This window comes from Flaviflexus equikiangi (genome assembly GCF_014069875.1).
GTDB lineage: Bacteria > Actinomycetota > Actinomycetes > Actinomycetales > Actinomycetaceae > Flaviflexus > Flaviflexus equikiangi.
The window spans coordinates 2,317,372-2,343,974 of the sequence record NZ_CP059676.1; the positions used below are offsets into that span (position 1 = coordinate 2,317,372).

Below are 26,603 nucleotides of genomic sequence, written 5' to 3' on the forward strand. Positions count from 1 at the left end.
CACCAAGCCTAGGGGATCCTCGGCCATCCGTTCGGTTCGCACCCGCCCAGATCGAGTGTCTGCTGCATCATGACAGGTGCTCGACCATCTGCTCGGCAGGATGTCTCATGACCATACCCGAGGTAGTGCCCCGTCTCGTGGTTGACGAGATAGGTGCGATAGTCCTCAACAGTTCCCCCCGCATCAAGAAAATCTGGAGTTGCGCTCGACCAACGATCGACATTGAGGATGATCTCGTCGTCGATCCGGCATGACGTGTACCCATTCGTGGGGAGCGGGGCACACAGCTCGTCCACAGTGCCGGGAGTGGCCAGTCTGATCGTCAGATCCGCCTCCTCGATAACAAGGTCGAAGCTCACGGAGCCATCCCCTCCCCAGCCCCGCTCATCGTTCGCCGTATCGAAGACGAGTTCCGCGAAGGCGTCCGTGTCGACAAGGAGCTCTCGTTCGGTCACGATCGCTACGCGTACAGTCCTCTCTGCCTCCGGCCCGGCTCGCTCGATCGTGGCGGGCGTGAAAACCCCGGCCGCGGGCTGGTCGCTCCGATCGATGCCGCCAAGGCTCTCTCCCACCTTGGCAGCGGCACCCACCGTGTCGTCGGGAGCGACAGAGAGGCCGCTCGCCAGGCCGAGTAGGAGTACCCCACCCCCAATTTTTATAACGTTTCTATAACGGGACATGGTGTGATGCTACGTGACGGGACCACCGTGACGTCAAGCGTGCGGCAGGTGATATAAGAGGATCATGGAAAGAGTCGTCGTTCACGTGTGGTCTGAACTAGCCGACCCCCGCAGCCTCGAGGGGATCCTCAACCTCGTCTCCGCCGTGTCCGGCCGGAATGTCGCCGTCGAGCATCACGCCTTCATCGCCCCCGCCCCGGAACCCGTCCAGGCGGGAGACCCCGAGAACCACCCTTCGACTCGGTCCGCCCAAGAACTGATCTATGCGGCGAAGGAGCAGGGCGCCACTCCCGAGGAGGCCGCCGAGCGCGGCTTCGCCATGGCAGTGCGACTCCACGAAGCATCCCGTGACGGCATCGACCTGACCAATCTTGACAATCTCCTCGCGCTCGGCGCAAGCGCGGGCCTCGACCCTGACGCCCTTCGTTCCGGCCTGGCGGAGGGCCGCTGGGCTGAACCAGTCAGGGTGGATGAAGCAGACGCTGATCGTCTGCGCCTGCGCCAAGCACCCTATTTCATCATTGCTGGCATGTACTCCCTCGAGGGGCCCTCCACCCCGTCGGACATCGCCAAGATTCTCGACACGGCGCGCGATACGCTCAGGGAACGGATGGCGGCGGCGGAAGCGGAAGCACGAGAGCTGTTCGGCTGGCAGGGCTAGCTGTTCCGGTCGCGTTCGATGACAGCGAGACGGTCCGCCTCTTCGTTTCCAGCATCGCCGTCATGTCCGCGCACCCAGTCGATGCGGGTCGTGGCACTGCGGCTCTCGTAGGCGTCGAGGAGCTCCTCGACGAGTTCTCGATTGGCGACCGGCTTACCGTCCGCCTTCTTCCAGCCCTTACGCCGCCACCCCGGGGCCCACTTCGTGACCACGTTGATGACGTACTGGGAGTCCGCGCGAAGAAGGAGGCTCCTGTCCGGATCGGCATATCGTATCGCCTCGAGCATTGCCGTGAGCTCCATGATGTTGTTCGTCGTCCGCTTGGCGCCGCCTGAGCCGCTCTGACCCGTCAGCTCATCCACCCACGCCCATCCCCCAGGACCAGGATTACCTGAGCAGGCACCATCGGTCGCAATGACCTGGTCGAAACCATACTGGTCAGCACCGTTGACGTAGGCCGTCGTCGGCGCCTCGATCGCGGGAACATCCTGCGCGATCTCCTGAGGGGCGGTGCGCGCACGAGCCTGCGCGCGTTCGATCGCCGTGAGAGGCGCAGACTCACCAGTGTCATCGAACAGAGTGTCGGGGCTGAAGCGCGGGGTCACGGTCATCCGTTCGAGGCCCGTCGCCGCCAGGAGAACATAGACGTCGGGGTGCCACATGCCGCCGCCGAACGCATGGTCGTCCGCCTCGATCGCCAGATCATGGCGCAGGGCAAGATCGGACGGACCTGAACCGGCCCCGATGAGGCCGAGCCTGTCGAGATGCTGCACGACAGTTCTCGGGGCAGTATTGCACGACAGGGCAAGGTCGAGGACGGTGAGCCATTCGGAGGATTCCATAAAACAAGGCTACCTGAGCATGCAGAAGCGCCCGCCACGAGGGCGGGCGCTTCGTGAGCTACTACTCGGAGACGACGTCGACCGTGGTCGTTGCCGTGACATCTGCGTGGAGACGGATCTCCACGCGGTAGGAGCCGAGGTTCTTGATCGGGTTAGCGACCATGACCTTGCGACGGTCGATGGTTGCGCCCGTCTTCTCCTGGGCTGCCTCGGCAATATCGGCGGCCGTGACGGCACCGAACAGGCGGCCGGAAGCGCCGGTGCGGACCGCGATGGTCAGGGTAGCGCCCTCAAGCTTGTCGCGCAGGCCCTGTGCCTCCTCGACCGAGGCGATGACGCGCTTGCGGCGCGCTGCTTCCATCTGGTCGATCTGCTTCTGTGCACCCTTGGTCCAGCGGGTCGCGTAGCCGCGGGGCAGCAGGAAGTTACGTGCGTAACCGTCCTTGACCTCGACGACATCGCCGGGCTCGCCGAGACGGTCGACCTCATGGGTCAGAATAAGCTTTGCCATGGTGACCCTCCTTAGCGGCTGTTGCTCGTGTAGGGAAGCAGTGCCATCTCGCGGGCGTTCTTGATGGCCCGGGCGATAAGACGCTGCTGCTGGACGGACACGCCGGTCACTCGGCGTGCGCGGATCTTGCCGCGGTCCGAGATGAACTTGCGCAGAGTTGCGGTGTCCTTGTAGTCAATGTTGTCGACCTTCGTCGCCTTGACGGGGCCGAGCTTCTTCTTCGGCTTGCGAAGGTTTGGCTTCGCCATGATTGATCTCCTCGATTACGCGCTTGCGCGCAGAAAGTTGGTTAGAACGGGGGCGCGTCGTCGAACTTCGAACCCTGCGGGCCTTCGGCCCACGGGTCGTTCTGCGAGCCGCCTGAAGGACCGTCGAAGGAGACATTTCCGCCGCGGTTCCCACCGCCGGCAAAGCCTCCCCCGCCGAAGCCTCCGCCACCGCCGCCACCGGAGCGCTGGGTCTTCTGAACCTGCGCGGTCGCATAGCGGAGGGAGGGGCCGATCTCGTCGACCTGCAGCTCAAGAGAAGTGCGCCTCTGGCCCTCATGTTCGTAGGACCGAACCTGGAGCCTGCCGGTCACGACAACCCGCGTCCCCTTCGTGAGCGAGTTGGCGACGTTCTCGCCGTACTCACGCCACACCGAGCAGCGCACGAACATGGCTTCGCCATCTTCCCACTGCTGGGTCTGCTTGTTCATGGTGCGGGGAGTCGATGCCACCGTGAAGCTCGCCACCGGGATACCTGAGCTGACGTAGCGCAGCTCCGGATCGGAGGTGAGGTTGCCTACGATGGTGATGATCGGTTCGCCTGCCATAATTCAGTCCTTTAGAGCTTGCTTAAGCGTTCTTGCGCAGCAGCTTCGTGCGCATGATGGATTCGTTCAGACCCAGCTGACGATCAAGTTCCTGTGCCGTGGCACTGGTTGCCTTGAGGTCGACGACGACGTAAACGCCCTCGGTCTTCTTCTGGATCTCGTAAGCAAGGCGACGCTTGCCCCAGGTGTCGACGTTGTCGATAGAGCCGCCGTCGTCGACGACGACTTTCAGCATCTTCTCCAACGAGGGTCCGAGGTTGCGCTCGTCAACTTCCGGATCAAGGATGATCATCAGTTCATACTGACGCTGATCCATACCCACCTCCTTTGGTCTCAACGGCCACGGTATCTCCGTGGCAGGAGGGTATACGTGTCCTGAAGACACCCGACTACCTTAGCGCGTTCAGCCGTCGAATGGCAGTGGGCGCCGCGATCGGACAATGTGCCGTTCCGCACCGGGACGCACGGGCAGAGCATCCCCGTCGTTTGCGCCTGTCGGCGGATCAGTCGGAGTCGGCGATGGTGTCGGGGTCGGAGTCGGAGTCGGCTCGACTGTCGGCTCCTCCGTTGTCGGTTCCTCTGTCGGCTCCTCCGTCGTCGGCTCCTCCGTCGGCTCCTCGGTTGTGGGTTCCTCCGTCGGCTCCTCCGTCGTCGGCTCCTCCGTCGGCTCGACCGTGGGCTGGGGTGCGGGCGTGCGCACCGGTTCGGCAATGTCCGGGGTCGGGAAGCTCTCCACTTCCATACCCCGCGTCGCCTCCATCATGAAATCGAGCCAGATCTGGGAGGGGAAGCTGCCGCCCTGGATCGCGTTCACGCCACCGAAGGGCGTCAACGGCTCCTCTTCGCCGTTGGGCCCGATCTGGTACATGTCCACCACCGTGACGAGCTGGGGAACATACCCGGCGAACCAGGCCGAGACAAGGAACGATGAGGTGCCGGTCTTGCCCGCGACGGGACGTCCCAGCTGGGAGATCTGGGATGCGGTTCCGTTGGGTCCGACAACCTGTTCGAGCGCGTAGGTCAGCTGCGCGACATCGTTCGAGTCGAAGACACGCTCGCCGGCGGCCGTACCGGAGAAAGTCACGTCTCCGTTGACGTTGCGAACCTCTCGCACGATGTGGGGCGTCGTGCGGACACCCTGTGCCGCGAACGTCGCATATGCTCCCGCCATCTCCTTCGCCGTGGGGGACGCTGAGCCGAGGACGTTCGACAGAGAATCGTCAAGACCAGGGGTTGATTCTGGTAGGCCGGCACGCACAGCAACATCCTTCGTCGCGGCGGGGCCCACCTCTTCGTTCAAACGGATATACACCGTGTTGACCGAGTTGGCGGTCGCCGTCAACAGATCGATCATTCCGAGGCCGCGGAGCTGGAAGTTCTCGAACTCGAGATCCCCCACCTGGTAGGGGGATGACGAGTCGAATGTTTCCCTCAGGCTGATGCCGTCCTCGATACCGGCCAGCAACCCGAAGGGCTTGAAGGTCGACCCTGCCTGCGCGCGATCCTGCGTGGCCGTGTTGCGGGCTCGGACAAGATAGTCCTCACCGCCATACATCGCCCTGATCTCCCCGTTCTCGGGATCGACAGAGATCAGCCCGACATAGTTATTGTCCGGGCGATCCTCCGGCAGGTTGCCGACCGCGTCGACAGCATACTGCTGCATGTCCTGATCGATGGTCGTCACGATGTCGAGACCCAGCGTGTCCAACTCGTCCTCGGTGTAGGCCCCCGAGTTCACCAGCTCGTTGCGGACCTCCTGGAGGATATAGCCGTTCGGCCCGGAATACTGATTCTGGGTGGCCGGTTCGATCGTCTCGGGGAAGCGTGCCGCCGCCGCCTCGTCAGCGGTAATCCAGCCGTCCTCCGTCATGCGGCGCAGCACCCTCTCCCATCGCACCGCAGCCGTGTCCGGGTCGACGGCAGGATCCCACCGAGATGGTGAGGGGATGACACCGACAAGCAGCGCCGTCTGGTCGAGCGTCAGGTCTGCCGCGCTCACACCGAAATACGATTGCGCGGCCTCCTCGATACCGTACGCGCCTCGGCCGAAATAGATCGTGTTGAGATAGTTCTCGAGGATTTCGTCCTTCGACTGCTCCTGGTCGATCTTGAGAGCCAGCACGGCTTCGCGGATCTTGCCCGGGATCGACGTGGTCGTGCCCATATAGTAGCGCTCGACATACTGCTGGGTGAGTGTCGATCCACCCTGGCGGGGCAAGCCCCTCAGGTTGTTCAGGGCGGCCCGCGCCGTACCGCGCAGGTCGACGCCGGAGTTCTCGTAGAATCGCTGATCCTCGGACGAGACAACAGCATGGGGCACGGAGTCCGGCAGGGAATCGAGCGTGACGGACGTGCGCCGGACCTCCGCATAGGTCCCGATCTTGGTCTCGCCGTCCGAATAGAACACGTCGGTCGACTGGGCGAGAGCGAAGTCATCCGGCTCGGGCACCTCAGTCGTCAGGTAAAGGTAGGCGAAGGCGCCCACACCGGTGGCGATGACGAGAAGGAACGAGCCGAAGATGAAGCGCCACGAGGGCAGCCAGCGGCGGATCGGACCCTTTCCTCGACGCGGGTAGTTCCATAGCGGCGTCCTGCGGGGCGCCGTGGTGCCCCGTCGTGCTGTGCCCTGCTCCACGGAGCCGGTTCGGTTTCCTGCCATGTGGCCGATTATTCCCTACGAATCGAATGTTTGCGCAACTTGCGACGCGGCTTCACCTTTCCTGCCTCGGCGGGACCCGTCCGTCGCAGGCCTCGAGTTGCTCGGGCGACAGCTGTGGGAATACCTCCCCACATGTCTGGAGATTCATAGGAAACGTCATAGGTTCCCGACTCCAGCCTGCGTTTCGATTCGCCCTCGGAGATGAGGAAAGCATCCACCCATCTCGTCGACTGTGAGGAGTCGATGAGGATCGCCTTGAAGAAGAGCGTCAGCGGCACCGCGAGGAGCGCACCGAGCGGTCCCACGACCACGCCCCACACCATGAGGGACAGGAACGTCACGGTCACCGACAGGCCCACAGCATCGGCCGTGAACTTCGGCTGGATGAGGGACTGCATGATGAAGTTGATGAGGGAGTATGCGACGACAACCCACAGCATCAGCTGCCAGCCGCCTTCGAGGAGGCCGAAAAGTGCTGGCGGGATGACACCGAGGACGAAGCCGATGTTCGGAATGTAGTTGGTGATGAAGGAGACGAGAGCCCACGCGAGCGCGAGCGGAATCCCCAGCGCCTGGAGCGCAATCCAGTCGAGTACAGCGACGATCGCGCCGAAGATCGTGGAGACGAGCCAGTATTGGCGGACACGCCCCTCGAATCCGGACAGTGCTTCGTGGAGGTGGGGGTGGGCTCGTTCCACGAGAAGGGAACGGTACTCCATCGACAGCGTGTCGACGACGATGAAGAAGATCGAGAGCGCGACGACGAGCACGAGCCCGCCGATTCCCGACACCTGGTCGATCAGCGTGCGTGCCGTCGTCATGATCGTGTTGAGATCGAGCTGGTTCAACAGATCGTTGATGCTCGACGGGTCGTAGCCCTGCCACTGCAGGAACTCGCTCTGCTCGAAGAAGTCCGAGACGTTGTTGATGGTTCGTGCGAAGCTGCCCTGATAGGAGGCGATGACCTGCGGCAGGGGGAGGAAGGCGAGAACGGTGAGACCGATCACGGAGGACATCGTGAGGATGAGGACGAGGATCGACGCGATCGCCGATATCCATTTCGGTACGCCCTTGCGCACCATCCAGCGGTGGATGGGACGGATCGTGAGGACGAGAGTGAGGGCGAGGAATGCTGGCGCCAAGAAGGACGCGAACCGGCTCAGCCCCCACAGGCCGATGGCGGCCAGGGCTCCCGCGAGGAGAATCCACACACCGGTGGGGATCACCTCCTGCCGGGCACGGTTCGCAACCATCATGTCGTCCGCCGGATCATCCCGTTCGAGGACGGGTTCCTGAGGCGCAGTATGCGCGGCATCATCCTTTTTCACACCAGCCAGCCTTTCGTCACCACTGAGAGTACATTCCCCACCGCCCAGCACTCCCCTGTTTGAGGGAAAGTCGGACAGCTAGCGACGATCGACGGGACGCGGTTCACCGCGAAGCGCCCCCGCCTTCCTCCCGTACCAGTATGCGAGGAGAAGATAGCAGAACACGAGCGCCCCGAAGCCCGGCCTTGACCAACCCGTATCCGGCAGCATCGCGGCCGCCAAGGCTGCCGCCCCGACGAACGCGGCGTTGTACATCATGTCGTAGAGGGCGAAGGCACGGCCCCGGTAGGCGTCGTCGACATCGCGTTGGACGATCGTGTCGACCGCGATCTTCGCGCCCTGCACACCGAGCCCCATGAGGACAGCCGCCACACCGATCCAGGGCAGGCTCGGCGTCGCCATCAGCAGCAGTTGGGAGAGTGTCGACAGTCCGAGGCAGACAACAATCCACTGATGCGGCGTCATTCGCTCATGTGCAAGAGGTGTCAGGACAATGGCGGAGCCGTTGCCGGCGAGGGAGATGCCGGAGAGCAGCGCAAACATCGCCAATCCCGCATCAGCATCAGCAGGATCGGTCAACAGGTTCCGGGAGATGAGGAGCAGGGCAATGAAGTTCACCCCGTACAGGAATCGGTGGAACGCCATGACAATCAGGGCATACCCGGGGGTTCCGCGGCGCGCCAGGTAGACGGCGCCGATGCCGAGATCAGCGAGAACTCGCTTCAGCTGGGCAGTCAGTGACAGGTCGACACGACCGTCGGGGCCGAGTTCCCCGCGGCCGATGAGGGACGCGGCCCACACGGCTCCCGCAAGGAGGATTGCGGCAACCACAAGACAGGATGCATCCCGGCCAGGACCCACCGGGATGACACGGTTGATGACGAAGCCGATCACGGCTCCCACGACTGTCGCAACCGCACCAAGGGTGGGAACGAGCGAATTCGCCATGACGAGCTGCCGACGCGGGACAACATGCGGCAGCCCCGCCGACAGGGCCGACAGGAGGAATCTGTTGACACCGAGGGTGACGAGCGCCAGGACGGAGACGATGAGGAAACCGGCGCCTGCATACATGAGCGCCGCGAGCGCGAGGCAGAGAAAAGCGCGGATGGTGTTTCCCCACAGCAGGACCGACTGGCGGCTCCAGCGGTCCAGCAGGGGGCCCACGAAGGGGCCGACGATGGTGAAGGGCAGAAGCAGGATGGTGAAGGCGGCCGCCACGCCGCCCGCCGTTGTCATCGCGGCAGGATTGAAGAAGTAGAGAGTTGCGAGACCGACCTGGAACATGCCGTCGCCGCATTGGGAGATGAGGCGCACACGGAAGAGCCGACGAAACCCGTCGTGGACGAGAAGGTCCTTCAGGTCGGCACGCACCGCCATTACAGGTTCTCCTCCGCCCAAGCACGCAGGAGCCGTTCTGCCTCTGCCGGATCGAGGGGCCCGTTCTCCAGGCGCAGCTCGAGAAGGAACGCTCGGGCACGGCCGACGGCGGGGCCCGGCTTGATGTCGAGGATCTCCATGATCTGAGCGCCGTCGAGATCGGGGCGCACTGCGGCAAGCTCTTCCTTCTCCTCCAGCTCCGCGATCCGCTGCTCCAGGTCGTCATATGCGGCCTGGAGCCTCATCGCCTTGCGATGGTTCCTTGTCGTCGAATCTGCCCTCGTGAGGCGGTGGAGACGCTCAAGCAGCGGTCCAGCATCGTTGACGTAGCGGCGCACGGCCGAATCTGTCCATACCGCTTCCCCATATCCGTGGAAACGCTGATGGAGCTCGACGAGGCGGGACACGTCTTTGATGGTCTGCTTGTCGAAACGAAGCTCCTTCATGCGCTTCCTCGTCATCTTCGCGCCGACGATATCGTGCTGGTGGAACGTGACCTTTCCGCGTGGACCGAACTGGCGGGTGGCGGGCTTCCCCACGTCGTGCATGAGAGCAGCGAAGCGGAGGACGAAGTCCGGCCCTGGAACGGGTCCATTCTCATCCGTCTCCAGATCGATCGCCTGGTCGACGACGGTGAGAGTGTGCTCGTAGACGTCCTTGTGGCGGCCATGTTCATCGACAGTCGACTTGAGGGCGGCGACTTCTGGCAGCACCTTCTCCGCGACGTCCGTGTATTCCATGATCTCGATACCCCGGCGGGGTTCCTTCGCGGTCATGAGCCTCTCCAGCTCCGCACGAATACGTTCAGCTGACACGATATCGAGGCGGTCTGCCAGTTCCGCCATGGCCGACATCGTCCCTTCGTCCACATCGAAGCCGAGCTGCGCCGTGAACCGGGCCGCCCTCATGATCCTCAGCGGATCGTCGGAGAAGGAGATGTGCGGATCGATCGGTGTCCGCAGGATCCCATCGACAAGATCCTCGAGGCCTCCGCAGGGATCGACCAGCTCGAGCGACGGCAGACGCACCGCCATCGCGTTCACCGTGAAATCTCTCCTTGTCAGGTCGCCTTCGAGAGTGTCGCCGAACGCCACTTGGGGTTTGCGGGAGTCCGGGTCGTACTCGTCCGACCGGTATGTCGTCACTTCGACGGTGATCCCCTGGTAGGAGGCTCCGATCGTGCCGAACTCTTTGCCGATATCCCAGGTCGTGGCTCCGGTCGCGGTCAGTATGGCGAGAGTCTCATCCGGACGCGCGGACGTTGTGAAGTCCATATCATGCGGGGGAATGCCCAAGCAGGCGTCGCGCACGGGACCACCGACGAGCGCAAATTCGTGCCCTTCCCTGGCGAAACGCTCTGCCACACGTAAAACTGCTGGTGGGAGCGCCTCAAGGGCCGCTTGTGCGGCGCCGAGACGGCGTGCGGTTTCCTGAGATCTGGACACCTGGAGTCACGTCCTTAATTAAGGGCGGGCCACGCCGGGGAGGCCCTGCTGGGATAGACTTGCGCGAACATTATTACAGTTAAGAGTATGCCGATGCCGGGACCGATTCCTCGACCGCGCGGCCCACAGCCGTGGCGCCGTGCTGTTTCGGCGACCCGAATCGGCGCCCGACGCTCCTACCTTCCCGTCGTGAACGAGACATCGGCGGGCGGCATCGTCGTCAAACCTGTCGATGGAATCGCCTGGGTGGCCGTCATCGCGCGCCGCAATCGAGGCGGACGCCTCGAATGGTGCCTGCCGAAAGGTCACCTCGAGGGAGACGAGACAGCGGAGGAAGCCGCGATTCGCGAAGTCTCGGAGGAGACGGGGATCCACGGGCAGATCCTCACCCATCTCGCAACGATCGACTACTGGTTCTCCGGCACGGATCGGCGCGTCCACAAGGTAGTCCACCACTTCCTCCTCGAGGCGCTGTCGGGAGAACTGACGACCGAGAATGATCCGGATCAGGAGGCGGAAGACGTCGCCTGGATCCGACTCGATCAGGTCGCATCCCGTCTCGCCTATCCGAATGAGCGGAGAATCGCCATGCTCGCTCGGGACGTGCTGACGGGACAGGTGTGAAAAGGCTTGCCGCCGCAGCCTGCGCGGCTGCCCTGCTCGGATTCGCACCCCTCCCCGCGTCTGCCTCGGACGCGATCGAGATCGAGATCACGGACATCGACCCTGTCCACACGCCCGGCGAGCCGCTCTCCGTCGAGGTCACCGTCACCAATCCCGGACCTGCACGGGAGGCTGTCTCCCTTGATCTCACCGCGCAGACAACAGTGCCCCTCTACCGATCATCGGTGACTTCGTGGATCTCCGATGACACCGTGACAAGCTCGATGCTGACCCTCGACCGCCGGTCCATCGATCTTCCCACCGGCCGAACAACGATCGATATCGACGTCCCGCGCGAGGTCCTCACGTGGGGCAACACGTCCGTGTCGTGGGGTCCTCGCGGCGTGCAGGCCGCCCTCTCCTTCGATGAGGCGACGATTGTCGATCGCACATTCCTCACAACAGAGCCGTCGTTCGATCAGGAGCCCATGTCCTTCACGGCCCTCGTGCCGCTCACCATCGCGAACGACGAGCTCGTGCAGGTTCCCACAACGTCCGAACGGTACGGTCAGTCCATCGAGGCCCTCTCCGCGGGTGATCTCGGCCCGGACGAGGTCCTGCCGGATCCTGTGACCTCTGCCGTGCGGGATGCTGCCGGCCGCGTCACGGCAGACATCGACGACCTGACCAGTCCGGGAATCACCCTTGCTCTCGATTCTGCTTTCGCGGCTCTCGACACGGTCGATCTCACGCAGGAGAGCCTGTCCGCGTTCACCGACGGCGACGGCCATGAGCTCATCATGCTTCCAGCTCTCGATGCTGATCTCTCCGCATGGGCAGGAACGGGGGAGGACCTGTTCTTCCTCTCGCACGTCGCGCAGGCCGAGCAGTCTCGCCAGGTCCTCTCGGGACGCAATATCCCTGCCCGGTCTGATGTTCTGTACACGCCGGGTTCCGTCACCGCGTCGGTCGCGGAGCTCGGGATCGCGCATGGCTCGAATCTTCTCGTTGTCCCCCGGTCTGATGTTCCCGCGGTCGAGGAGCCGAACTGGACACCGTCTGCCCATGCTCTTCTGGATGATGTGGGGACGGAGGCGGTTCTCGTCGACGACGAGCTCTCCGCCCTCTTGGCAGGCGAGTCGGAGCTGACCGAACTGGATCGGCGTCAAACACTGCTGGCGCTCACGGCCGTGCACTATCGGGAGCGTCCCAACGATCACCGTCCCCTTGTCCTGTCTCTTCCGAGGGGAGATGACCTGGCGGTGACGGTGTCGGATGTGAACGCGATGCTTGATGTCTTGGACGACACATCGTGGCTAGCCGGCGTGACACTGTCGGATATCGAGGAGCTTCCGTTCGATCCTTTCGCCCGCGAGGACCTCAGTTCCGGTCGGTCTGACACGAGTGCTCTCACTCCCGCCCTCATCGACTCGCTCACGACAGCCGGTGACGCGATCGTCGCCATCGGCGATCTCACCTCCCATCCTCTCCTGTTCGAGGATGCTGCGTCGACGACATACCGGATCGCCGGGTCGTGGTCGTGGACTGCGGGGCCGGGCGAACTGTCGAACAGGGTCGGCTCCGTCCAGGCTCTTTCAGGATCCCTGACGTCCGCGCTGAAGGTGCAGTCCTCTTCGACCATCAACCTCATCTCCCAAGCATCCGAGTTCCCCGTGCACATCACCTCCACGCTCCCTCTCCCCATCGAGGTCGAGGTCGATGTCGTCAGCGAGGATCGGCGCCTGCAGTTCGAGGTGGTGACCACGACCCTGCAGCCGAATACGACGACCACGATCGGGATCCCGGTCAAGGCTGTCGGGTCGGGAAACGTGCGGACCCAGGTCGACATCGTCGGCCCCGACGGCAGTGTGCTGGGCACGGGTGCAGAGATCGATATTCGGGTGCGAGCGGACTGGGAGAACGTTGGCACCGCTATTCTCGCCGGCCTCGTCCTCCTCGTTCTGATCATCGGCGTCATTCGCTCCGCACGCCGCGGGACACGGACGCAGCCGCTCAGCGAAACCGATATTCAAGAACTGGAGGACTAGCCTGTGGCCAGCGGTATTGCACGGAACTCGGCAGTCATGTTTGCGGGAACCCTCGCGTCTCGCGCCCTCGGCCTCGTCCGCTCTCCGCTGCTGTTCGGAATTGTTGTCGGCCTCAACTATCCTGCCGGCAACGCATTCGACATCGCGAACAAGCTGCCGACTCTCATCTACATGCTTGTCGCTGGCGGTGTCGTCAACGCCGTCCTCGTGCCGGCTATCGTTCGAGCCTCGAAACGCCATGACGACGGAGGGGCCGCCTACATCAACAAGATGGTGACCCTCGGCGTCCTCGTCCTCGGAGCGATCACCGCGATTCTCACCTTCGCCGCGCCGCTGCTCGTGTCCCTCTTCGCGTCCGGGCTCAGCGGCGAGTGGTATCAGCTGGCTGTCGCGTTCGCCTACTGGTGCGTACCCCAGGTCTTCTTCTACGGCATGTATACGCTCCTCGGGCAGATCCTCAATGCGAAAGAGAACTTCGGTCCCTACATGTGGGCACCCGTTCTCAACAACGTCGTCGCGATCGGCGGGATGCTGGCCATGCTGGCCATGTACGGGGCGGTCAGTCCTGAGACTGCTCTCGATTCCTCCGTGTGGGATGCCACCCGCATCGCCGTTCTCGGCGGCAGCGCCACCGCTGGCATCGTCGCGCAGGCGGCAATCCTCCTCATTCCGCTCTATCGCATGGGAGTGCGCCTCTCCCCGGATTTCAAGTTCCGCGATGCTGGGCTGCGCTCGGTTGCGGAATCCGGTTCTTGGGTGCTCGCAGCCATGGCTGTCGGTATGATCCCCACTCTCCTCATATCGAACGTAGCGTCGGTCGCATCTCAGCGAGCATCCGACATGGATGCGCTGGATGCTCTCGGTGTCCCCGGCAATGCGGCATACACGACCGCCTACGGCCTCTACTCGCTGCCGACCTCTCTCGTCGTCGTCTCTATCGTCACCGCGATCTTCACCCGCATGGCGCATAAGGCAGGAGAGGGTGACATGGCGGGGGTTCAGGAGGATACGTCGCGTGCCCTCCGCATCGTTGCCGTCTTCACCTTCCTCTCGACCGCCCTCATCGTCGTCCTCGCCGTCCCCGCTATCCGTGTCATCAGCCCAGGCTCGTCCTGGCAGGAAGTCTCCTCGATCAGCTGGGTTCTGCTCACGATGTCGCTCGGCCTCGTCGGGGTCGGCTCTTTCACAGTCCTCCAGCGTGTCTACTACGCCCTCGAGGATGCGAAGGGCCTGTTCCTCATCCAGATCCCGTTCTTCGCCCTCCACTCGGTCCTCACGCTGTCGACGGTCCTCCTCCCCGCCCAATGGATTGTGGCCGGGGTGGGGCTGTCCATGGCCATCACCAACACGGTGACGTGTCTCGCCGCGCTCCTCCACCTCAAGCCGCGGCTCGGCGGTATAGACGGCCGCGTTCTTGTCGTGTCGTTTCTTCGACTGGGTCTCGCCGCCGCACTGGCGGGCATCACCGGATTCGTCACGCTCCGCTTCTTCGGACCCCTGTCGGAGCCCTTCTCCCCTGCTAATGGGATCGTCCGCATTGCGGTCGTCAGCATCGTGATGACAGTGGTGTATCTGGCCGTCATGAGGATTGCCGGCTCACCGGAGCTCGAATACCTTGTCAGGCCCCTGACGGCCGTTCTGCGTCGCCTTCGAGGGCAGGCGGCACCCGCAAGCACTACACTGAAGACCAATGAATCAATCCCGACCAACGGAGTAATCGTGTCCTTGAACCTGGTATCCGGGCGGCGACTGCGCGACCGCTACGAACTTGTGGCATCCATGGGCTCAACGGAGGGCAGGGACGTGTGGCAGGGCGTCGACACGGTTCTCGGCGTCGACGTGCGGCTCATCTTCATCCCCGCCGATGGTCCCACGCACGACGCCACCGTCGATGCTGCACGCCGCGGCGTGCTCGTCGACGATGTTCGTCTCATCAAACTCCTCTCGATCTTCGACATGCCGGGCGCGTCCGTCATCGTCACAGAGCTCCCGTCGGGTGCAACCCTGGCCGACCACATCGCGCACGGGCCGGTGCCAGAGGACCAGGCGCGAGCTATCGTCGGCGAGACTGCCGGAGCAATCGATGCGGGGGCACGTCGCGGGGTCCGCCATCTCACCCTCCGCGAGGAGCTCGTCCATATCGACGAGAATGGATCCGTTCTCGTCGACGGCCTCGGAATCGATGCCGCCTTCGACGGCCACCTGCCGTCGGAGATGGAAGGCAGGGAGCTCGACCGGAGGGACGTCGAGAACCTCGCAGTCCTCCTCGGGGCCCTCATTCTCGGGGAGAGCGCGCCTCTCGACGACCGGACAGGGTTCCTTCACCGGGCGGCCGAGAAGTGCACGGACGAAGACGTGGCCGCACTGCTGTCGCAGGTGAGCGCAGGCGACGGACCCCGGACGACAAGCGACATGATCCGGGCACTGGCTCCGTGGGGCCACATCGAGCTCGACAGCATTGCCGCATCAACCCCCGGACGAGCACACGCAGGCCTTCGATGCCATTACGGACCCCTTCGGCGGCCCGGAACCCGTGAGCACCGCGGAGCATGCGACGCCGCCTCCTGCCGTGTGGCCGAAGCGTTCGGATGAGCTTCCTCTCGACACGGACGTTTCCGACGCCCCCTGGTCGGGTTTGCAGGGCGGAGAAGACGACCGTGAGCCGGCGAGCCGACGAGTGAACGCATCCGCTATTCTGCTTGCCGTCATCGCGCTGCTCGTCATCGTCATCGGCGCCCTTGCCCTGAACTACCTGACGAGCGGCACGGATCCCGTGACGTTGGAAGACGAGACAACGTCCGTGGAAGGGGAGACTCCGGGCGGGACGGAGACAACTCCCGACGAGTCTGCTGAGCCGACAGAGGATGCCATCGACTATCCCGAGCCGACCATCCAGTCGGTCACGCTTCTCAACCCGCAAGCCGCCAACCTCGATCCGTCGACGGTCGACAGCCAGGACAATCCCGGCTCAGTCTCCAACGTGTTCGATGGCAACCCCGCAACGTCATGGTCGTCCTGGTGGTACTCGGATCCGGCCTTCTGGATGAAGGACGGTATCGGGCTGGAGATTACGCTCGCTGAGGAAACGGAAATCACCGAGGTCGTCTTGAACGTTGACGGCAACGGTGGCTTGGTCCAATGGAGGGATACCGTGAATGCGGCACCGAACTCCGGGCAGATCATCGCCGAGGGCGCCATGTCCGCAGAGACGCTTCTGACAGCATCGGAGCCCGTTGTCGGCCAAACGATCATTCTCTGGTTCGAAGATCTACCGACAGCGAACTCCGATGGTCTGTACCGGATCGACATCTCTGAAATTACCGTTCGTTAAGCAAGGGGAACCAATGTCAGATATTCGCGACGTCATCATCGTCGGATCCGGACCCGCCGGATATACCGCTGCGATCTATACCGCACGCGCCGGGCTGGCTCCGCTCGTCCTCGCTGGCGCTCTCGATGCCGGTGGTGCACTCATGACCACGACTGAGGTTGAGAACTTCCCCGGTTTCCCCGAGGGCATCCAGGGCCCGGATCTCATGGAGAACATGAGGGAGCAGGCCGAGAGGTTCGGGGCGATTATCGAGTTCGACGACGCAATCGAACTGAACCTCGAGGGCGATGTCAAGGAGATCAAGACTGCTACCGACACGTATCGTGCGAAGGCGGTGATTCTTGCCCTGGGCAGCGAGTACCGCAAGCTTGGCCTCGATGGAGAATCGACCTACTCCGGCAAGGGTGTGTCGTGGTGCGCCACCTGTGATGGCTTCTTCTTCAAGAACCAGGAGATCGCCGTAGTCGGCGGCGGAGATTCAGCCGTCACCGAGGCACTCTTCCTCACGAAGTTCGCTTCCAAGGTGACTGTCATCCATCGCCGCGGCGAGCTGCGGGCCTCGAAGGTGATGGCCGACAGGCTGCTCTCCCACGACAAGGTCGAGATGGCATGGAACAGCGCCGTCACGAAGATCAACGGCGATGGCCGCCTCGAATCGGTCACGCTGACCGACACCGTGACGGGGCAGCAGCGTGACCTGCCGGTCGGCGGGCTCTTCATCGCCATCGGCCACGATCCGCGCACCGGAATCGTCAAGGACCAGATCGATCTGGATTCGAACGGCTACATCGTCGTCGATTCCCCCACGACAGCCACCTCCATCCCCGGTGTGTTCGCATGCGGAGACGTCGTCGACCATCGCTACCGTCAGGCCATCACGGCCGCCGGTACGGGTTGTTCTGCGGCGTTGGACGCCGAAGCCTACCTCGATGAGCTGTGAGGCACTGTTCTTCACAGCGCCCTGGTGCGACCCCTGTCGACAGGCAGCCCCGATCTTCTCGGAGGTCATGAGGGAAGCGAACCTTCCCTCCACCATTGTCGATGTCGACCTCACCCCGGACCTGGCAGACAGGTTCGGGGTTGAGCGTCTACCGACTTTGGTCATTGTCTCGGACGGTGTCCTGAGGGGTAGTCTGACTGGGTCTCGACCAAAGGCAGAAGTGCGTTCGTTTGTCGACAGCGCTCTCGGCGAGGTTGACCCGCCCGTCCTACCGACAGTGGCAGACTAGTAGAGGCCCAGCGAAGGAGTACACATGGCACACACCACCGATAGCAGCGCACCACAGTCGGCACGTGCTTCGGCGGGTACCCGCCTCGATCCCTGGTACTCCTCCTACGCCGACCGATCGCTGGGAATGAGGGCATCCGAGGTACGCAGCCTTTTCGCCGTCGCCAACCGTCCAGAGGTTGTATCTCTCGCTGGCGGCATGCCGAACATCGAAGGCCTCCCTCTGGATTTCCTTGCCGAGATGACGGCACGGCTGATGAGGGAACGTGGACCGAAACTCCTCCAGTACGGCGGAGGGCAGGGCGAAGAGGAGATTCGCACCCAGATCGTCGAGGTCATGCGCCACGACGGCATCCACGCACATCCCGATGACATCATCGTGACGACAGGCTCCCAGCAGGCTCTCGATCTCATGACCGAGATCTTCATCAATCCCGGGGATGTGGTCGTCGCCGAGGCACCGTCCTATGTTGGCGCTCTCGGCGTTTTCCGCGCCTATCAGGCTGAGGTCATTCATTCCCCCATGGACAATGACGGCCTCATTCCAGAGGCTCTTGAGGACACTCTGACACGCGCGGAATCGCTCGGGAAGCACGTCAAATTCCTCTACACGGTTCCCAACTTCCATAATCCTGCTGGCGTCACGCTGTCGCTTGAACGCAGGCCACAGATCGTTGAGATCTGCCGCCGACACGGCGTCATCATTCTGGAAGACAACCCGTACGGACTCCTCGGTTTCGACAGCGAGCCGCTTCCAGCCCTCCAAACCTACGATCCCGACGCCGTCGTGTATCTCGGTTCCTTCTCGAAGATCTTCGCGCCCGGATATCGGGTGGGATGGGCATTGGCTCCCTACGCCGTCACGCAGCGCATGGTCCTGGCCGCGGAGTCGGCCATCCTCTCCCCGAACATGGTGGGTCAGCTATCCATCGCGGAATACTTGAAGACATACGACTGGTTCCAGCAGGTCAAGGAGTATCGCAGCATGTACCGCGAACGGCGCGATGCGATGCTCGAGTCCCTGTCGGAGTACCTGCCCAGCTGCTCGTGGACAGTCCCCGATGGCGGCTTCTACACGTGGGTGACGCTGCCGGAGGGTCTCGATGCTCACGCGATGCTGCCCCGCGCAGTCACACATCGAGTCGCCTATGTTTCGGGGACAGCATTCTTCTCTGACGGTCAGGGCCGCGATCACATGCGCCTGTCGTACTGTTATCCGACGCCCGACAGCATTCGTGAAGGCGTGCGCCGTCTCGGCACTGTTGTCGAGGCGGAGAAGGAGCTCGTGACGATGTTCGGTGCTGAACGTCGCCTCACGCATGGCTCCGCCGTCGATCATCCATCCACCGAGACTCACTGAAGCGGGAGACATCATGACCACCCCACGCACTGTTGCCATCCTGGCTGGCGGACTCAATCACGAACGTGATGTCTCGATTCATTCGGGCAGGCGTGTCGCGGGTGCCCTCCAAGAAGCCGGATACCATGCCAAGGTTCTCGATGTGGATTCCAATCTTCTCCAGCGCCTGGACGCGATCGAGCCGGATGTCGTGTGGCCCCTCATTCACGGTTCGACCGGCGAAGATGGTTCCCTCCAGGATCTGCTCGAACTCATCGGACTCCCCTATGTCGGGACCAATGCCCACGGGAGCCGTCTCGGCTTTCAGAAGCCGGTAGCCGGGACCATGCTCTCTCGTGCCGGCATCGCGGTTCCACGCTCGACATCACTGCCGCAGTCGCTGTTCAGGGAAGTTGGCGCGACCGCTATCCTCGATCTCGTCGCATTGCGTTATGGCTTCCCGGTCGTCATCAAGCCCGCCGCTGGAGGCAGTGCTCTCGGTGTCAGCATCGTGAAGGAAGCAAAGGATCTTCCTGGAGCCATGGTCGACAGTTTCGCCTACTGCGACCGCGTCCTTATTGAGCAGTACATCGCAGGATCCGAAGTTGCCGTCTCCGTTCTCGAGACAGAGCAGGGTAAACCCTTTGCCCTGCCGCCGGTGGAGATCGTCACGAACGGCCTCTACGATTACGATGCTCGATACAACGCTGGGCGTTCTGAATATTTCGTTCCGGCTCGTTTATCTGACGATCTGCTGGCGATGTGTATGGACGTCGCTGTGACCGCACATCGGGAGCTTCATTTCCGCCATATTTCCCGGTCCGATCTCATGGTCGATTCCCATGGTGTGCCCTGGTTTATCGACGCGAACTCTGCTCCCGGTATGACGCAGACGTCCCTGCTCCCTCAAGCCGTGGCGCGCTACGCAGAGGAGAAGGATATGGCCCCGAGCGATCTGTATTCACAGATCGTCGAGGCCGCCCTGACGTTCTAGGCTGTCAGGGTATTACTGGTCAGAGACTCTATCGACCGGAATCGACAGGACGTCGAGGATTCTGTTGAGATCGTCGATCGATCCGAAGTCCACGGTCATCGTGCCCTTGCGTGCACCGAGCTTGATCTTCACTCTCGTGTCGAGGCGATCCGAGAGATCCTGCGACAGCCGTTGGAGCTGCGGGGCAGCCTGATGATGCTGCGACCTCGGTGTCACACGGGCGCGGGGTTCGTCCCCCAGAGCCACGATCTCTTCGACAGCGCGCACGGAGAGGCCTTCGGCAACGATCCGCTGCGCGAGACGCTCCATCGCCGCGGGGTCGGTCAGTCCGAGCAGAGCTCTGGCATGGCCGGCCGACAGAACACCGGCAGCCAGCCGCCTCTGGACGAGGGGTGGGAGCTTGAGTAGCCGCAGCGTGTTGGAGATCTGTGGGCGCGATCGTGCGATCCGACGGGAGAGCTCTTCTTGCGTGCACCCGAAATCTTCGAGAAGCTGCTGGTAGGCAGAAGCCTCTTCGAGGGGGTTGAGCTCTACTCTGTGGAGGTTCTCGAGCAGAGCGTCGCGAAGCAGATCGTCGTCCGCCGTATCGCGCACAATCGCCGGGATCTCCGCAAGACCCGCCATCGCTGATGCCCGCCATCGCCGCTCGCCCATGATGAGCTCGTATCCATGCCCGTCATCGCCTTCACGAACGACGATCGGCTGAAGGAGGCCGACTTCAGCGATAGAGGCGGCAAGCTCAGCAAGATCGTCCTCGTTGAAGACTGTACGTGGCTGACGCGTGTTCGCGACGATGTCCCCTATCGGGATGATCTTCAGGGTCGCACCCGGCACCGGTACGAGGTCTTGCCCATCCCCTGTCGCCTCTGCCGTGTCCGGTGATTCGTTGGAAGGACTGTCATCTGTCAGAGTATCCGGTGCAGCCGCGCCACCGAAGAAGACGTCTATCGGCTGCTCTGCTCGCTTTGTCTTCTTTGTCTGTGGAGAGCTCTGCGGTGGGATGAGGACCGAAAGCCCCTGGCCGAGTCCCCGCCGACGTTCTGCCATTATTTAGCTCCTCGTTTTGCGATCTCCAGCGATGCCTGTTCGTAGGCGATTGCACCGGGTGACGCTGGATCATAGGTGATAACGGTCTGTTGGAAGCTCGGCGCCTCCGATATTCTGACGGACCGCGGTATTTTGGTATTGAGCGTGGCATCGGGAAAATGCTCCCTGACGTCCAGAGCAACCTCATTCGACAGGTTTGTTCGACGATCAAACATCGTCAGCAATATAGTTGAAATCTCAAGTACTTCATTCATGGAGTTTTTGACGAGATTGATGTTGTTAAGAAGCTGACTCAACCCCTCAAGCGCATAATACTCGCACTGAATCGGAATGAAGACCTCCGTTGCTGCAACCATCGCGTTGATTGTGAGAAGACCGAGGCTGGGCGGACAATCGATAAGAACATAGTCCACGCGCTCTTCACCCCGATCACTTGTCGTCGACAGGTATTCATCGAGCGCTACCTTCAAGCGGCGTTCGCGATCGTCGACATTGACCAGCTCGATCTCAGCGCCGGCTAGCTCAATCGTCGCTGGAACGACGCGGAGGGACGGACCTTCTTTGCTCTGTTCTGTGACTTCGGCTATCGACATTCCTCCGAGAAGGATGTCATAGATGGATGCGACGTCCGAGTGGTGTTCAATCCCGAGAGCCGTTGAGGCATTGCCCTGCGGGTCCGAGTCTATGACCAGCACGTTCATGCCGTGCTTCGCCAAAGCCGCAGCAATATTGACGGTTGTTGTCGTCTTTCCGACGCCACCTTTTTGATTGGTCACGGCCATGATTCTTGTAGCCTGTGGCTTCTCGAACTTGGCACGATTGAGACGCTCGCGAGCAGAGACACTTTGCGCTAGCTCCGCTGCGATCGGAGATCCCTGTGTCGCGATAGCCTCGTAGAAGCTCTCTCGTTCACTCTCTGGAACACGCATTCGTTTTTTGCGTGGGTCAGCCATGCACTCTCCTCTATTGGGTCCGCTTCACCATTCTACGCACTTCAGGAAGGATCGGCGTCACGTGCTGTCGGCGTTTCACGTGAAACAAAGAGTTCTCAAGCTTCCGTATGTTTCACGTGAAACATCGCGATGTGGTGGTTGACTCGAGTGCAGGCTCACGCGGCGCATATCGTCCCGATTGGGCGTGTTTCACGTGAAACATATCTTCCGATACAAGAACAGCGGTGCCACAACGCGCCCGCTGCGCCACCAGAGGTTTCCGCAATGTGTCAGTTCATCGAACCTCGACAAGGCCACGGATTGACATTCTGGCATTAGTTTCACGTGAAACATGACGGCGAGATGTCCCCGCGTAGCCCGCGTGACCAGTCCGAAGGACGCAGCATCGTTTCACGTGAAACATATCTTATGAATATTGAAGAGCCCATGCGGTCCCGGTCCACCAGCACCGTGTTTCACGTGAAACGTCGTACCGGAGTGGCAGCAAAGAAAGTCTGAATTGTATGTAGTCACGAACGCTATGGTTGCCCGACGTTTCACGTGAAACACCGTGATAAACGTCTATATATCGCGACCGTGCCACGCTATCGATTGGAAGGCACGATATGAGAACCAGCTTCCTCGCCACGTGGACAGCTCTCCCGGTACCCAGTTGGGCTGGCTCAGATCAGGGGAGATAGAGCTCTGGAGAGCATGATCCCCATCAGCCGACCCGCCATGAGAGAGTAAGAGCGGCACTACAGGTCATCAATGAGTTGCAGGATCCTGACGCGACCACTTCTGCTTCGACTGCGAATAGCCATTGGGCGCAGGATAGTGCTTTGAACCGGACGATCGCTCTAGAAGCAGCAATCCGAGCATCAGGACGATTCACTGAAGGGGAGGGGCGTATCGAGAGAACTCGGAAGCGTCGATCGGCAAGCGAAACGACTATGATCTGACCCCGCCGATGGATTGTTGATTCGTCTCGCTTGTTTTGCGGGGACCGCCTGCACATGGCGATCCCCTCGGAAATGATCGTAGAGAATAGGACCGTTCTAAGAACTTCACTATATCACTAGGCTACTATATGTTACTTCTTCTTGGCGACGACAACTCTTGTGACCTCGTCGGTTCCCGGGACACTGACGACGTGCAGATCAACGGTCGAGATCTTGTTCTTCTTGAATGCCGGCTTCGCTTCCTCGATCTCCAGCTCTGCACGTTCACCTTTGAGAGCGACGAGCATTCCGCCGCTCTTCAGCACCGGCATGGACATCGGAACCAATTTTTTCAGGGCTGCTACCGCGCGAGCTGTGACAACCTGAACCTGGAATTCGCCGTGCAGATCCTGAATCCGTTTCCGGTGAATGGTCACGTTAGTCAGGCCGAGCGCTGCCGAGACTTCCTCGAGCCACACCACGCGACGCTCCATCGTCTCGACGAGATGAACGTGGACGTCGGGACGAGTCGTGGCGAGAACAATCCCGGGCAAACCACTTCCCGATCCGATATCGATGGCAATCGAACGTTCTGGAACGAAGTCGTTGATCGCCATCGAGTTAAGGATGTGCCTTGACCACAGTCGCGGAAGTTCCCGGGGGCCGATCAATCCACGCTCTTCACCGTGGTCCCACAGCATCTGCGCATAGCGGTCAAGCTTCGACCATGAGTCTCCGAAGAGCTCTTCGCCGTTGGATGGAGTGTCGTCGTTCCTCAAGGAGCCTACTCGTCGTTCTCGTCGGCGTCGGAGCCCTCGTCGTCGATCGCCAGGCCGATGACGACATGGCGGGCGGGGCCGACACCTTCGGAGTCCGATGCGAGCCCGGCCTCGGCAACCGCGTCGTGAACGACCTTCCGCTCGAACGGATTCATCGGATCAAGGTGCTTCTCTTCGCCCGAGGCGAGGACTTCCTTGATTGCTTCCTTTGCGATCGCGAGCACTCGTTCCCGGTGATGAGCACGATAGCCGTCGATGTCGAGCATGAGCCGGGAACGTTCCCCGGTTGCTGTTTGAACAGCAAGGCGGGTCAATTCTTGGAGTGCGTCAAGCACCTCACCGTTCTTCCCCACGAGCTTCTTCAACCGCGGATCCGCGCCTTCGTCCGCGACTATCGCGAGACTTGCGCGGTCTGCTTCCACGGTGATGTCGATATCGCCATCGAGATCGGCAATATCGAGCAATTCCTCCAGGTAATCTGCGGCGATATCGCCCTCCGCATCAAGACGCTTGATGAGAGATTCACGTTCGTTAAGTTCAGACATACGTGTCCTTTTCTACGTAAGAGAAGCGATCCTCGCTTCACGGTGTGGGAGGGCTACTTTCCCTGACGCTTTTCTCGCTGGATGCGGCGCTGTTCGGCACGGCGTGCGGCCCGAACGGCAGCACGCTCGGCCGCGGTCAGTCCGCCTTTGTCGACGCCATCGGCAAGCTCATGGCCAACTTCTTCCACTGCTTCATCAACGAGATCCTCCGGGCTCTCCGGTGTCGACGCGACCTCGGGGGCTGGTCGATCTTTCTTCTTCTTGCCGGCCGGCTGATCTGAGACCTCGGGCTCGGGCGCGTCTGCAATGACCTTCTTCGCCTCATCTTTATCGATGCCGCGCTTCTTCGCACGGTTCTTGCCGACAGGCTGCTGTCGCTGCCGCTTCGGCTCCTCGACGATGACATCCTTCGGCTCCTCCGCAGGAAGACCCTTCTTCAGGCGCTTCTCGCGATCGCGCTTCTGCTTCGCCTTGTAGGCATCGGAGCCGGGTGCGGGAGCGTTGGTGATCATGTACATCTGCTGGCCTGCTGACCAGATGTTGGAGACGACCCAGTAGATGAGAACGCCGATGGGGAAGGCAACACCGGAAATCAGGAAGATGACTGGGAAGATCCAGATCATCATCTGCTGCGTGCGGTACATCGGATTGTCGGAGCTCTTCGCCTCTTCAGGCATGTTCTTCGAAATCATCATGCGCTGAGAGAAGAACATCGTGGCTGACATCGTGACGACAAGGATCATCGCGACGATACGAACCGTGAGATCATCCCCGCCACCGAGCGTGGGATTGTTGAACGATGCGGCAAGGGGTGCACCGAACACCTGAGATGCTTCGATCTGCTCAGCCATCGCCTGATCAAGCGGACCGATAGCTCCGCGGTCGCCGTTCGCAATCGGGACCAAGTTGTTGAGAACCCTGAAAAGCGCAAGGAAGATCGGAGTCTGGATCAGCAGAGGCATACACGCGGCGAAGGGCGACGTTCCTGCGTCCTTATAGATCGCCTGCATCTCAGCCTGCATGCGCTGCTGAGAATACGTGTCCTTCTTACCCTTGTACTTCTTCTGAAGCTTCTTCAGCTCGGGCTGAATGAGCTGCTGCGCGCGAGAAGAGTTGATCTGCTTCTTGAACAGCGGAAGGATGAGAATACGAACAACAACGGTCAGACCAACGATCGACCACACCCAGGCAGAGCCCGAGCCCTCGGGCAATCCAAGTGCCGTCAGTCCCGTGTGGACAATGTTCATGATCCACGCGATGACCCACATGATGGGGAAGAGGATAGTATCCAAGGCTCAGCTTTTCCTTGTCTCGGTGTTACGCCACGCTTGTGGCTCGTTCGAAAAATTCGTGTTCTGCTGTGCCGAGTGTGGCACGGTGTCCTCGCCGGAACTAAAATCGTTGGACGCGGCAGAACTCTCTTGACCTTCTTTCCACTTTCGCAGAAGCTCCTCATGGCCCAACGGCTTGCCCGGCCACGCTCCTCTTTCAGGAACGTAGTCCGCACCGCCCTTCGACCACGGGTTACAGCGAAGAATTCGCCAAGTGGCTAACAGTGTACCCTTGCCGCCGCCGTGAACATGCATGGCCTCGAGGGCATACTGGGAACAGCTCGGATAGTACCGACATCGGGGAGGGAATCGCGGGGACACGTGTTTCTGATACCAGCGGATACCGCGACTGAGTATTCGTGCGCCCGTCACGGTCGGTCCTTGAATGCCTTGGACCATGCCCGGTCGAGATCAGACTCGAGTTCCGACCACTCTTTCCCGCGTGCAGCGGGAAAAACGCGCACAACAACGCTTTCGCCTGGGCGAAGATGCTGGACTCTCTCCCGCATCAGGTGCCGCAGCTGCCGGCGCACCCGGTTGCGGACAACAGCATTGCCGACTGTTTTAGGCACGACGAAGCCGACCAGGGCAGAAACCTGGTCGGCTGGGTCTGCGTCGTCCGGCGAACAGACGTGAAGCATGAGGCTCGACGATCTACCTCGAACTCCACCTCTGATCGTGGCCCGAAAGTCTCCGGACGTACGCATACGATTGTGCGCCGGAAGCACGAGCCCTCAGCGTCTTAGGCAGAGAGCTTCGCGCGGCCCTTGCGACGACGGCCGGAAAGGATTGCGCGGCCAGCGCGGGTAGCCATGCGCTTGCGGAAGCCATGCACCTTCGCGCGCTTGCGGTTATTGGGCTGGAAAGTCCGCTTCACCATGATGATCTCCACTCGGTCTTCAAAGCTATCGGGCAAAAGGTTGGTTCCGATAGTCACTTAACTAGAAAAGACTAGGTAAAACCCGACGTGGGGTCAATGACAGGGGCTCCGAGGTGACTAGGTTCACCGCGCGTGGAGGTGTGCAACTTTGTCGATGTGGTAATTCACATCCGGTGAATAACGTCCATCCACAGCTGTGTAACCACATTCTTGTAATTTCCGACTTTATCTCACGCCTGAGCCAAAAACCTGCCCCAAATCTTTTCCACAGGTGTGGATAAAGCT

At 61.6% G+C, this 26,603-nt stretch carries 27 protein-coding genes; 9 read left to right on the forward strand and 18 right to left on the reverse strand.

The window, feature by feature from the left end; genetic code table 11:
- Nucleotides 1–8 precede the first annotated feature (8 nt).
- Nucleotides 9–680: a DUF3152 domain-containing protein gene (locus H2O75_RS10625; protein WP_182171846.1), complete on the reverse strand. Its 672-nt coding sequence runs from the start codon at nt 678–680 to the stop codon at nt 9–11.
- A gap of 64 nt (nt 681–744) precedes the next feature.
- On the opposite strand from H2O75_RS10625, the gene H2O75_RS10630 reads away from it, so the two are divergent.
- Entirely contained in the window at nt 745–1,341 is a 597-nt protein-coding gene (locus tag H2O75_RS10630) for a DsbA family oxidoreductase (protein WP_182171849.1), read from the forward strand.
- On the opposite strand, the gene H2O75_RS10635 is transcribed toward H2O75_RS10630, so the two are convergent.
- The 9 genes from H2O75_RS10635 to H2O75_RS10675 all read right to left on the reverse strand — a co-directional run bounded on the left by H2O75_RS10635 (nt 1,338) and on the right by H2O75_RS10675 (nt 10,320).
- Nucleotides 1,338–2,183 carry a ribonuclease H family protein gene (locus tag H2O75_RS10635; protein ID WP_259365255.1) on the reverse strand — a complete coding sequence of 282 codons (846 nt, stop codon included), beginning with the start codon at nt 2,181–2,183 and terminating at the stop codon, nt 1,338–1,340. The genes H2O75_RS10630 and H2O75_RS10635 overlap by 4 nt on opposite strands.
- A gap of 61 nt (nt 2,184–2,244) precedes the next feature.
- Complete coding sequence (gene rplI, locus H2O75_RS10640) at nt 2,245–2,694, reverse strand: 50S ribosomal protein L9 (protein WP_182171852.1); 450 nt, start codon at nt 2,692–2,694, stop codon at nt 2,245–2,247.
- 11 nt (nt 2,695–2,705) lie between these two features.
- On the reverse strand, nt 2,706–2,942 hold the full coding sequence (rpsR, locus tag H2O75_RS10645) for a 30S ribosomal protein S18 (protein ID WP_182171855.1): 237 nt from the start codon (nt 2,940–2,942) through the stop codon (nt 2,706–2,708).
- A gap of 41 nt (nt 2,943–2,983) precedes the next feature.
- Nucleotides 2,984–3,508 (reverse strand): single-stranded DNA-binding protein, encoded by a 525-nt coding sequence (locus H2O75_RS10650; protein WP_182171858.1) that lies wholly within the window; start codon nt 3,506–3,508, stop codon nt 2,984–2,986.
- A 22-nt stretch (nt 3,509–3,530) separates the two neighbouring features.
- Entirely contained in the window at nt 3,531–3,824 is a 294-nt protein-coding gene (rpsF, locus tag H2O75_RS10655; RefSeq protein ID WP_182171861.1) for a 30S ribosomal protein S6, read from the reverse strand.
- An 87-nt stretch (nt 3,825–3,911) separates the two neighbouring features.
- Nucleotides 3,912–6,167 carry a transglycosylase domain-containing protein gene (locus H2O75_RS10660; RefSeq protein WP_182171864.1) on the reverse strand — a complete coding sequence of 752 codons (2,256 nt, stop codon included), beginning with the start codon at nt 6,165–6,167 and terminating at the stop codon, nt 3,912–3,914.
- 8 nt (nt 6,168–6,175) lie between these two features.
- Nucleotides 6,176–7,495, reverse strand: coding sequence for an AI-2E family transporter (locus H2O75_RS10665; protein WP_182171867.1), 1,320 nt, complete (start codon nt 7,493–7,495; stop codon nt 6,176–6,178).
- Nucleotides 7,496–7,573: 78 nt separating this feature from the next.
- Nucleotides 7,574–8,875 (reverse strand): MFS transporter, encoded by a 1,302-nt coding sequence (locus H2O75_RS10670; RefSeq protein WP_182171870.1) that lies wholly within the window; start codon nt 8,873–8,875, stop codon nt 7,574–7,576.
- Nucleotides 8,875–10,320, reverse strand: coding sequence for a CCA tRNA nucleotidyltransferase (locus H2O75_RS10675; protein WP_182171873.1), 1,446 nt, complete (start codon nt 10,318–10,320; stop codon nt 8,875–8,877). The genes H2O75_RS10670 and H2O75_RS10675 overlap by 1 nt, the downstream gene beginning before the upstream one ends.
- 93 nt (nt 10,321–10,413) lie before the next feature.
- Between H2O75_RS10675 and H2O75_RS10680 the strand changes: the two genes are divergently transcribed.
- The 8 genes from H2O75_RS10680 to H2O75_RS10715 are packed head-to-tail and all read left to right on the forward strand — an operon-like array spanning nt 10,414 to nt 19,863.
- A complete protein-coding gene (locus H2O75_RS10680) occupies nt 10,414–10,944 on the forward strand; it encodes an NUDIX hydrolase (protein ID WP_374971575.1) in 531 nt (176 codons plus the stop codon).
- The gene (locus H2O75_RS10685; RefSeq protein ID WP_182171879.1) at nt 10,941–12,971 is read left to right on the forward strand and encodes a DUF6049 family protein; all 2,031 of its coding nucleotides are present in this window, start codon (nt 10,941–10,943) and stop codon (nt 12,969–12,971) included. The genes H2O75_RS10680 and H2O75_RS10685 overlap by 4 nt, the downstream gene beginning before the upstream one ends.
- 3 nt (nt 12,972–12,974) lie before the next feature.
- On the forward strand, nt 12,975–15,563 hold the full coding sequence (gene murJ, locus H2O75_RS10690; protein WP_182171881.1) for a murein biosynthesis integral membrane protein MurJ: 2,589 nt from the start codon (nt 12,975–12,977) through the stop codon (nt 15,561–15,563).
- The gene (locus H2O75_RS10695) at nt 15,541–16,302 is read left to right on the forward strand and encodes a discoidin domain-containing protein (protein ID WP_182171884.1); all 762 of its coding nucleotides are present in this window, start codon (nt 15,541–15,543) and stop codon (nt 16,300–16,302) included. The genes murJ and H2O75_RS10695 overlap by 23 nt, the downstream gene beginning before the upstream one ends.
- A gap of 13 nt (nt 16,303–16,315) precedes the next feature.
- Nucleotides 16,316–17,242, forward strand: a complete 927-nt coding sequence (trxB, locus tag H2O75_RS10700; protein ID WP_182171886.1) for a thioredoxin-disulfide reductase — start codon at nt 16,316–16,318, stop codon at nt 17,240–17,242.
- The gene (locus tag H2O75_RS10705; protein ID WP_182171888.1) at nt 17,232–17,531 is read left to right on the forward strand and encodes a thioredoxin family protein; all 300 of its coding nucleotides are present in this window, start codon (nt 17,232–17,234) and stop codon (nt 17,529–17,531) included. Before trxB ends, H2O75_RS10705 begins: the two co-directional genes overlap by 11 nt.
- A gap of 24 nt (nt 17,532–17,555) precedes the next feature.
- Nucleotides 17,556–18,890, forward strand: a complete 1,335-nt coding sequence (locus H2O75_RS10710) for an aminotransferase-like domain-containing protein (protein WP_182171890.1) — start codon at nt 17,556–17,558, stop codon at nt 18,888–18,890.
- Between the two features lie 13 nt (nt 18,891–18,903).
- Nucleotides 18,904–19,863, forward strand: coding sequence for a D-alanine--D-alanine ligase family protein (locus tag H2O75_RS10715; RefSeq protein ID WP_182171892.1), 960 nt, complete (start codon nt 18,904–18,906; stop codon nt 19,861–19,863).
- A gap of 12 nt (nt 19,864–19,875) precedes the next feature.
- On the opposite strand, the gene H2O75_RS10720 is transcribed toward H2O75_RS10715, so the two are convergent.
- The 8 genes from H2O75_RS10720 to rpmH form a co-directional block, all read right to left on the reverse strand.
- Complete coding sequence (locus H2O75_RS10720) at nt 19,876–20,910, reverse strand: ParB/RepB/Spo0J family partition protein (RefSeq protein ID WP_182171895.1); 1,035 nt, start codon at nt 20,908–20,910, stop codon at nt 19,876–19,878.
- A complete protein-coding gene (locus H2O75_RS10725) occupies nt 20,910–21,863 on the reverse strand; it encodes a ParA family protein (protein ID WP_204736175.1) in 954 nt (317 codons plus the stop codon). Before H2O75_RS10725 ends, H2O75_RS10720 begins: the two co-directional genes overlap by 1 nt.
- A gap of 1,072 nt (nt 21,864–22,935) precedes the next feature.
- On the reverse strand, nt 22,936–23,562 hold the full coding sequence (gene rsmG, locus H2O75_RS10730) for a 16S rRNA (guanine(527)-N(7))-methyltransferase RsmG (RefSeq protein WP_182171898.1): 627 nt from the start codon (nt 23,560–23,562) through the stop codon (nt 22,936–22,938).
- Nucleotides 23,563–23,567: 5 nt separating this feature from the next.
- Nucleotides 23,568–24,107 carry a Jag family protein gene (locus tag H2O75_RS10735; protein ID WP_182171901.1) on the reverse strand — a complete coding sequence of 180 codons (540 nt, stop codon included), beginning with the start codon at nt 24,105–24,107 and terminating at the stop codon, nt 23,568–23,570.
- Between the two features lie 53 nt (nt 24,108–24,160).
- The gene (yidC, locus tag H2O75_RS10740; protein ID WP_182171904.1) at nt 24,161–25,399 is read right to left on the reverse strand and encodes a membrane protein insertase YidC; all 1,239 of its coding nucleotides are present in this window, start codon (nt 25,397–25,399) and stop codon (nt 24,161–24,163) included.
- 3 nt (nt 25,400–25,402) lie between these two features.
- On the reverse strand, nt 25,403–25,837 hold the full coding sequence (yidD, locus tag H2O75_RS10745; RefSeq protein WP_182171907.1) for a membrane protein insertion efficiency factor YidD: 435 nt from the start codon (nt 25,835–25,837) through the stop codon (nt 25,403–25,405).
- Nucleotides 25,807–26,166, reverse strand: coding sequence for a ribonuclease P protein component (gene rnpA / locus H2O75_RS11020; protein WP_182171910.1), 360 nt, complete (start codon nt 26,164–26,166; stop codon nt 25,807–25,809). The genes yidD and rnpA overlap by 31 nt, the downstream gene beginning before the upstream one ends.
- 14 nt (nt 26,167–26,180) lie before the next feature.
- Nucleotides 26,181–26,318: a 50S ribosomal protein L34 gene (rpmH, locus tag H2O75_RS10755; RefSeq protein ID WP_182175246.1), complete on the reverse strand. Its 138-nt coding sequence runs from the start codon at nt 26,316–26,318 to the stop codon at nt 26,181–26,183.
- Nucleotides 26,319–26,603 lie beyond the last annotated feature (285 nt).

Bases quoted from the DNA above. Each gene is read 5' to 3' on its own strand.
- rpsR (WP_182171855.1), bottom strand. From the start codon at position 2,942: ATGGCGAAGCCAAACCTTCGCAAGCCGAAGAAGAAGCTCGGCCCCGTC.
- H2O75_RS10715 (WP_182171892.1), top strand. From the start codon at position 18,904: ATGACCACCCCACGCACTGTTGCCATCCTGGCTGGCGGACTCAATCAC.
- rpmH (WP_182175246.1), bottom strand. From the start codon at position 26,318: ATGGTGAAGCGGACTTTCCAGCCCAATAACCGCAAGCGCGCGAAGGTG.
- H2O75_RS10625 (WP_182171846.1), bottom strand. From the start codon at position 680: ATGTCCCGTTATAGAAACGTTATAAAAATTGGGGGTGGGGTACTCCTA.
- H2O75_RS10720 (WP_182171895.1), bottom strand. From the start codon at position 20,910: ATGGCAGAACGTCGGCGGGGACTCGGCCAGGGGCTTTCGGTCCTCATC.
- rplI (WP_182171852.1), bottom strand. From the start codon at position 2,694: ATGGCAAAGCTTATTCTGACCCATGAGGTCGACCGTCTCGGCGAGCCC.
- yidD (WP_182171907.1), bottom strand. From the start codon at position 25,837: ATGGTCCAAGGCATTCAAGGACCGACCGTGACGGGCGCACGAATACTC.
- rpsF (WP_182171861.1), bottom strand. From the start codon at position 3,824: ATGGATCAGCGTCAGTATGAACTGATGATCATCCTTGATCCGGAAGTT.
- H2O75_RS10710 (WP_182171890.1), top strand. From the start codon at position 17,556: ATGGCACACACCACCGATAGCAGCGCACCACAGTCGGCACGTGCTTCG.
- H2O75_RS10650 (WP_182171858.1), bottom strand. From the start codon at position 3,508: ATGGCAGGCGAACCGATCATCACCATCGTAGGCAACCTCACCTCCGAT.
- H2O75_RS10635 (WP_259365255.1), bottom strand. From the start codon at position 2,183: ATGGAATCCTCCGAATGGCTCACCGTCCTCGACCTTGCCCTGTCGTGC.
- H2O75_RS10670 (WP_182171870.1), bottom strand. From the start codon at position 8,875: ATGGCGGTGCGTGCCGACCTGAAGGACCTTCTCGTCCACGACGGGTTT.
- H2O75_RS10735 (WP_182171901.1), bottom strand. From the start codon at position 24,107: ATGTCTGAACTTAACGAACGTGAATCTCTCATCAAGCGTCTTGATGCG.
- H2O75_RS10660 (WP_182171864.1), bottom strand. From the start codon at position 6,167: ATGGCAGGAAACCGAACCGGCTCCGTGGAGCAGGGCACAGCACGACGG.
- H2O75_RS10630 (WP_182171849.1), top strand. From the start codon at position 745: ATGGAAAGAGTCGTCGTTCACGTGTGGTCTGAACTAGCCGACCCCCGC.
- trxB (WP_182171886.1), top strand. From the start codon at position 16,316: ATGTCAGATATTCGCGACGTCATCATCGTCGGATCCGGACCCGCCGGA.
- H2O75_RS10705 (WP_182171888.1), top strand. From the start codon at position 17,232: ATGAGCTGTGAGGCACTGTTCTTCACAGCGCCCTGGTGCGACCCCTGT.
- H2O75_RS10725 (WP_204736175.1), bottom strand. From the start codon at position 21,863: ATGGCTGACCCACGCAAAAAACGAATGCGTGTTCCAGAGAGTGAACGA.
- H2O75_RS10680 (WP_374971575.1), top strand. From the start codon at position 10,414: ATGCCGGGACCGATTCCTCGACCGCGCGGCCCACAGCCGTGGCGCCGT.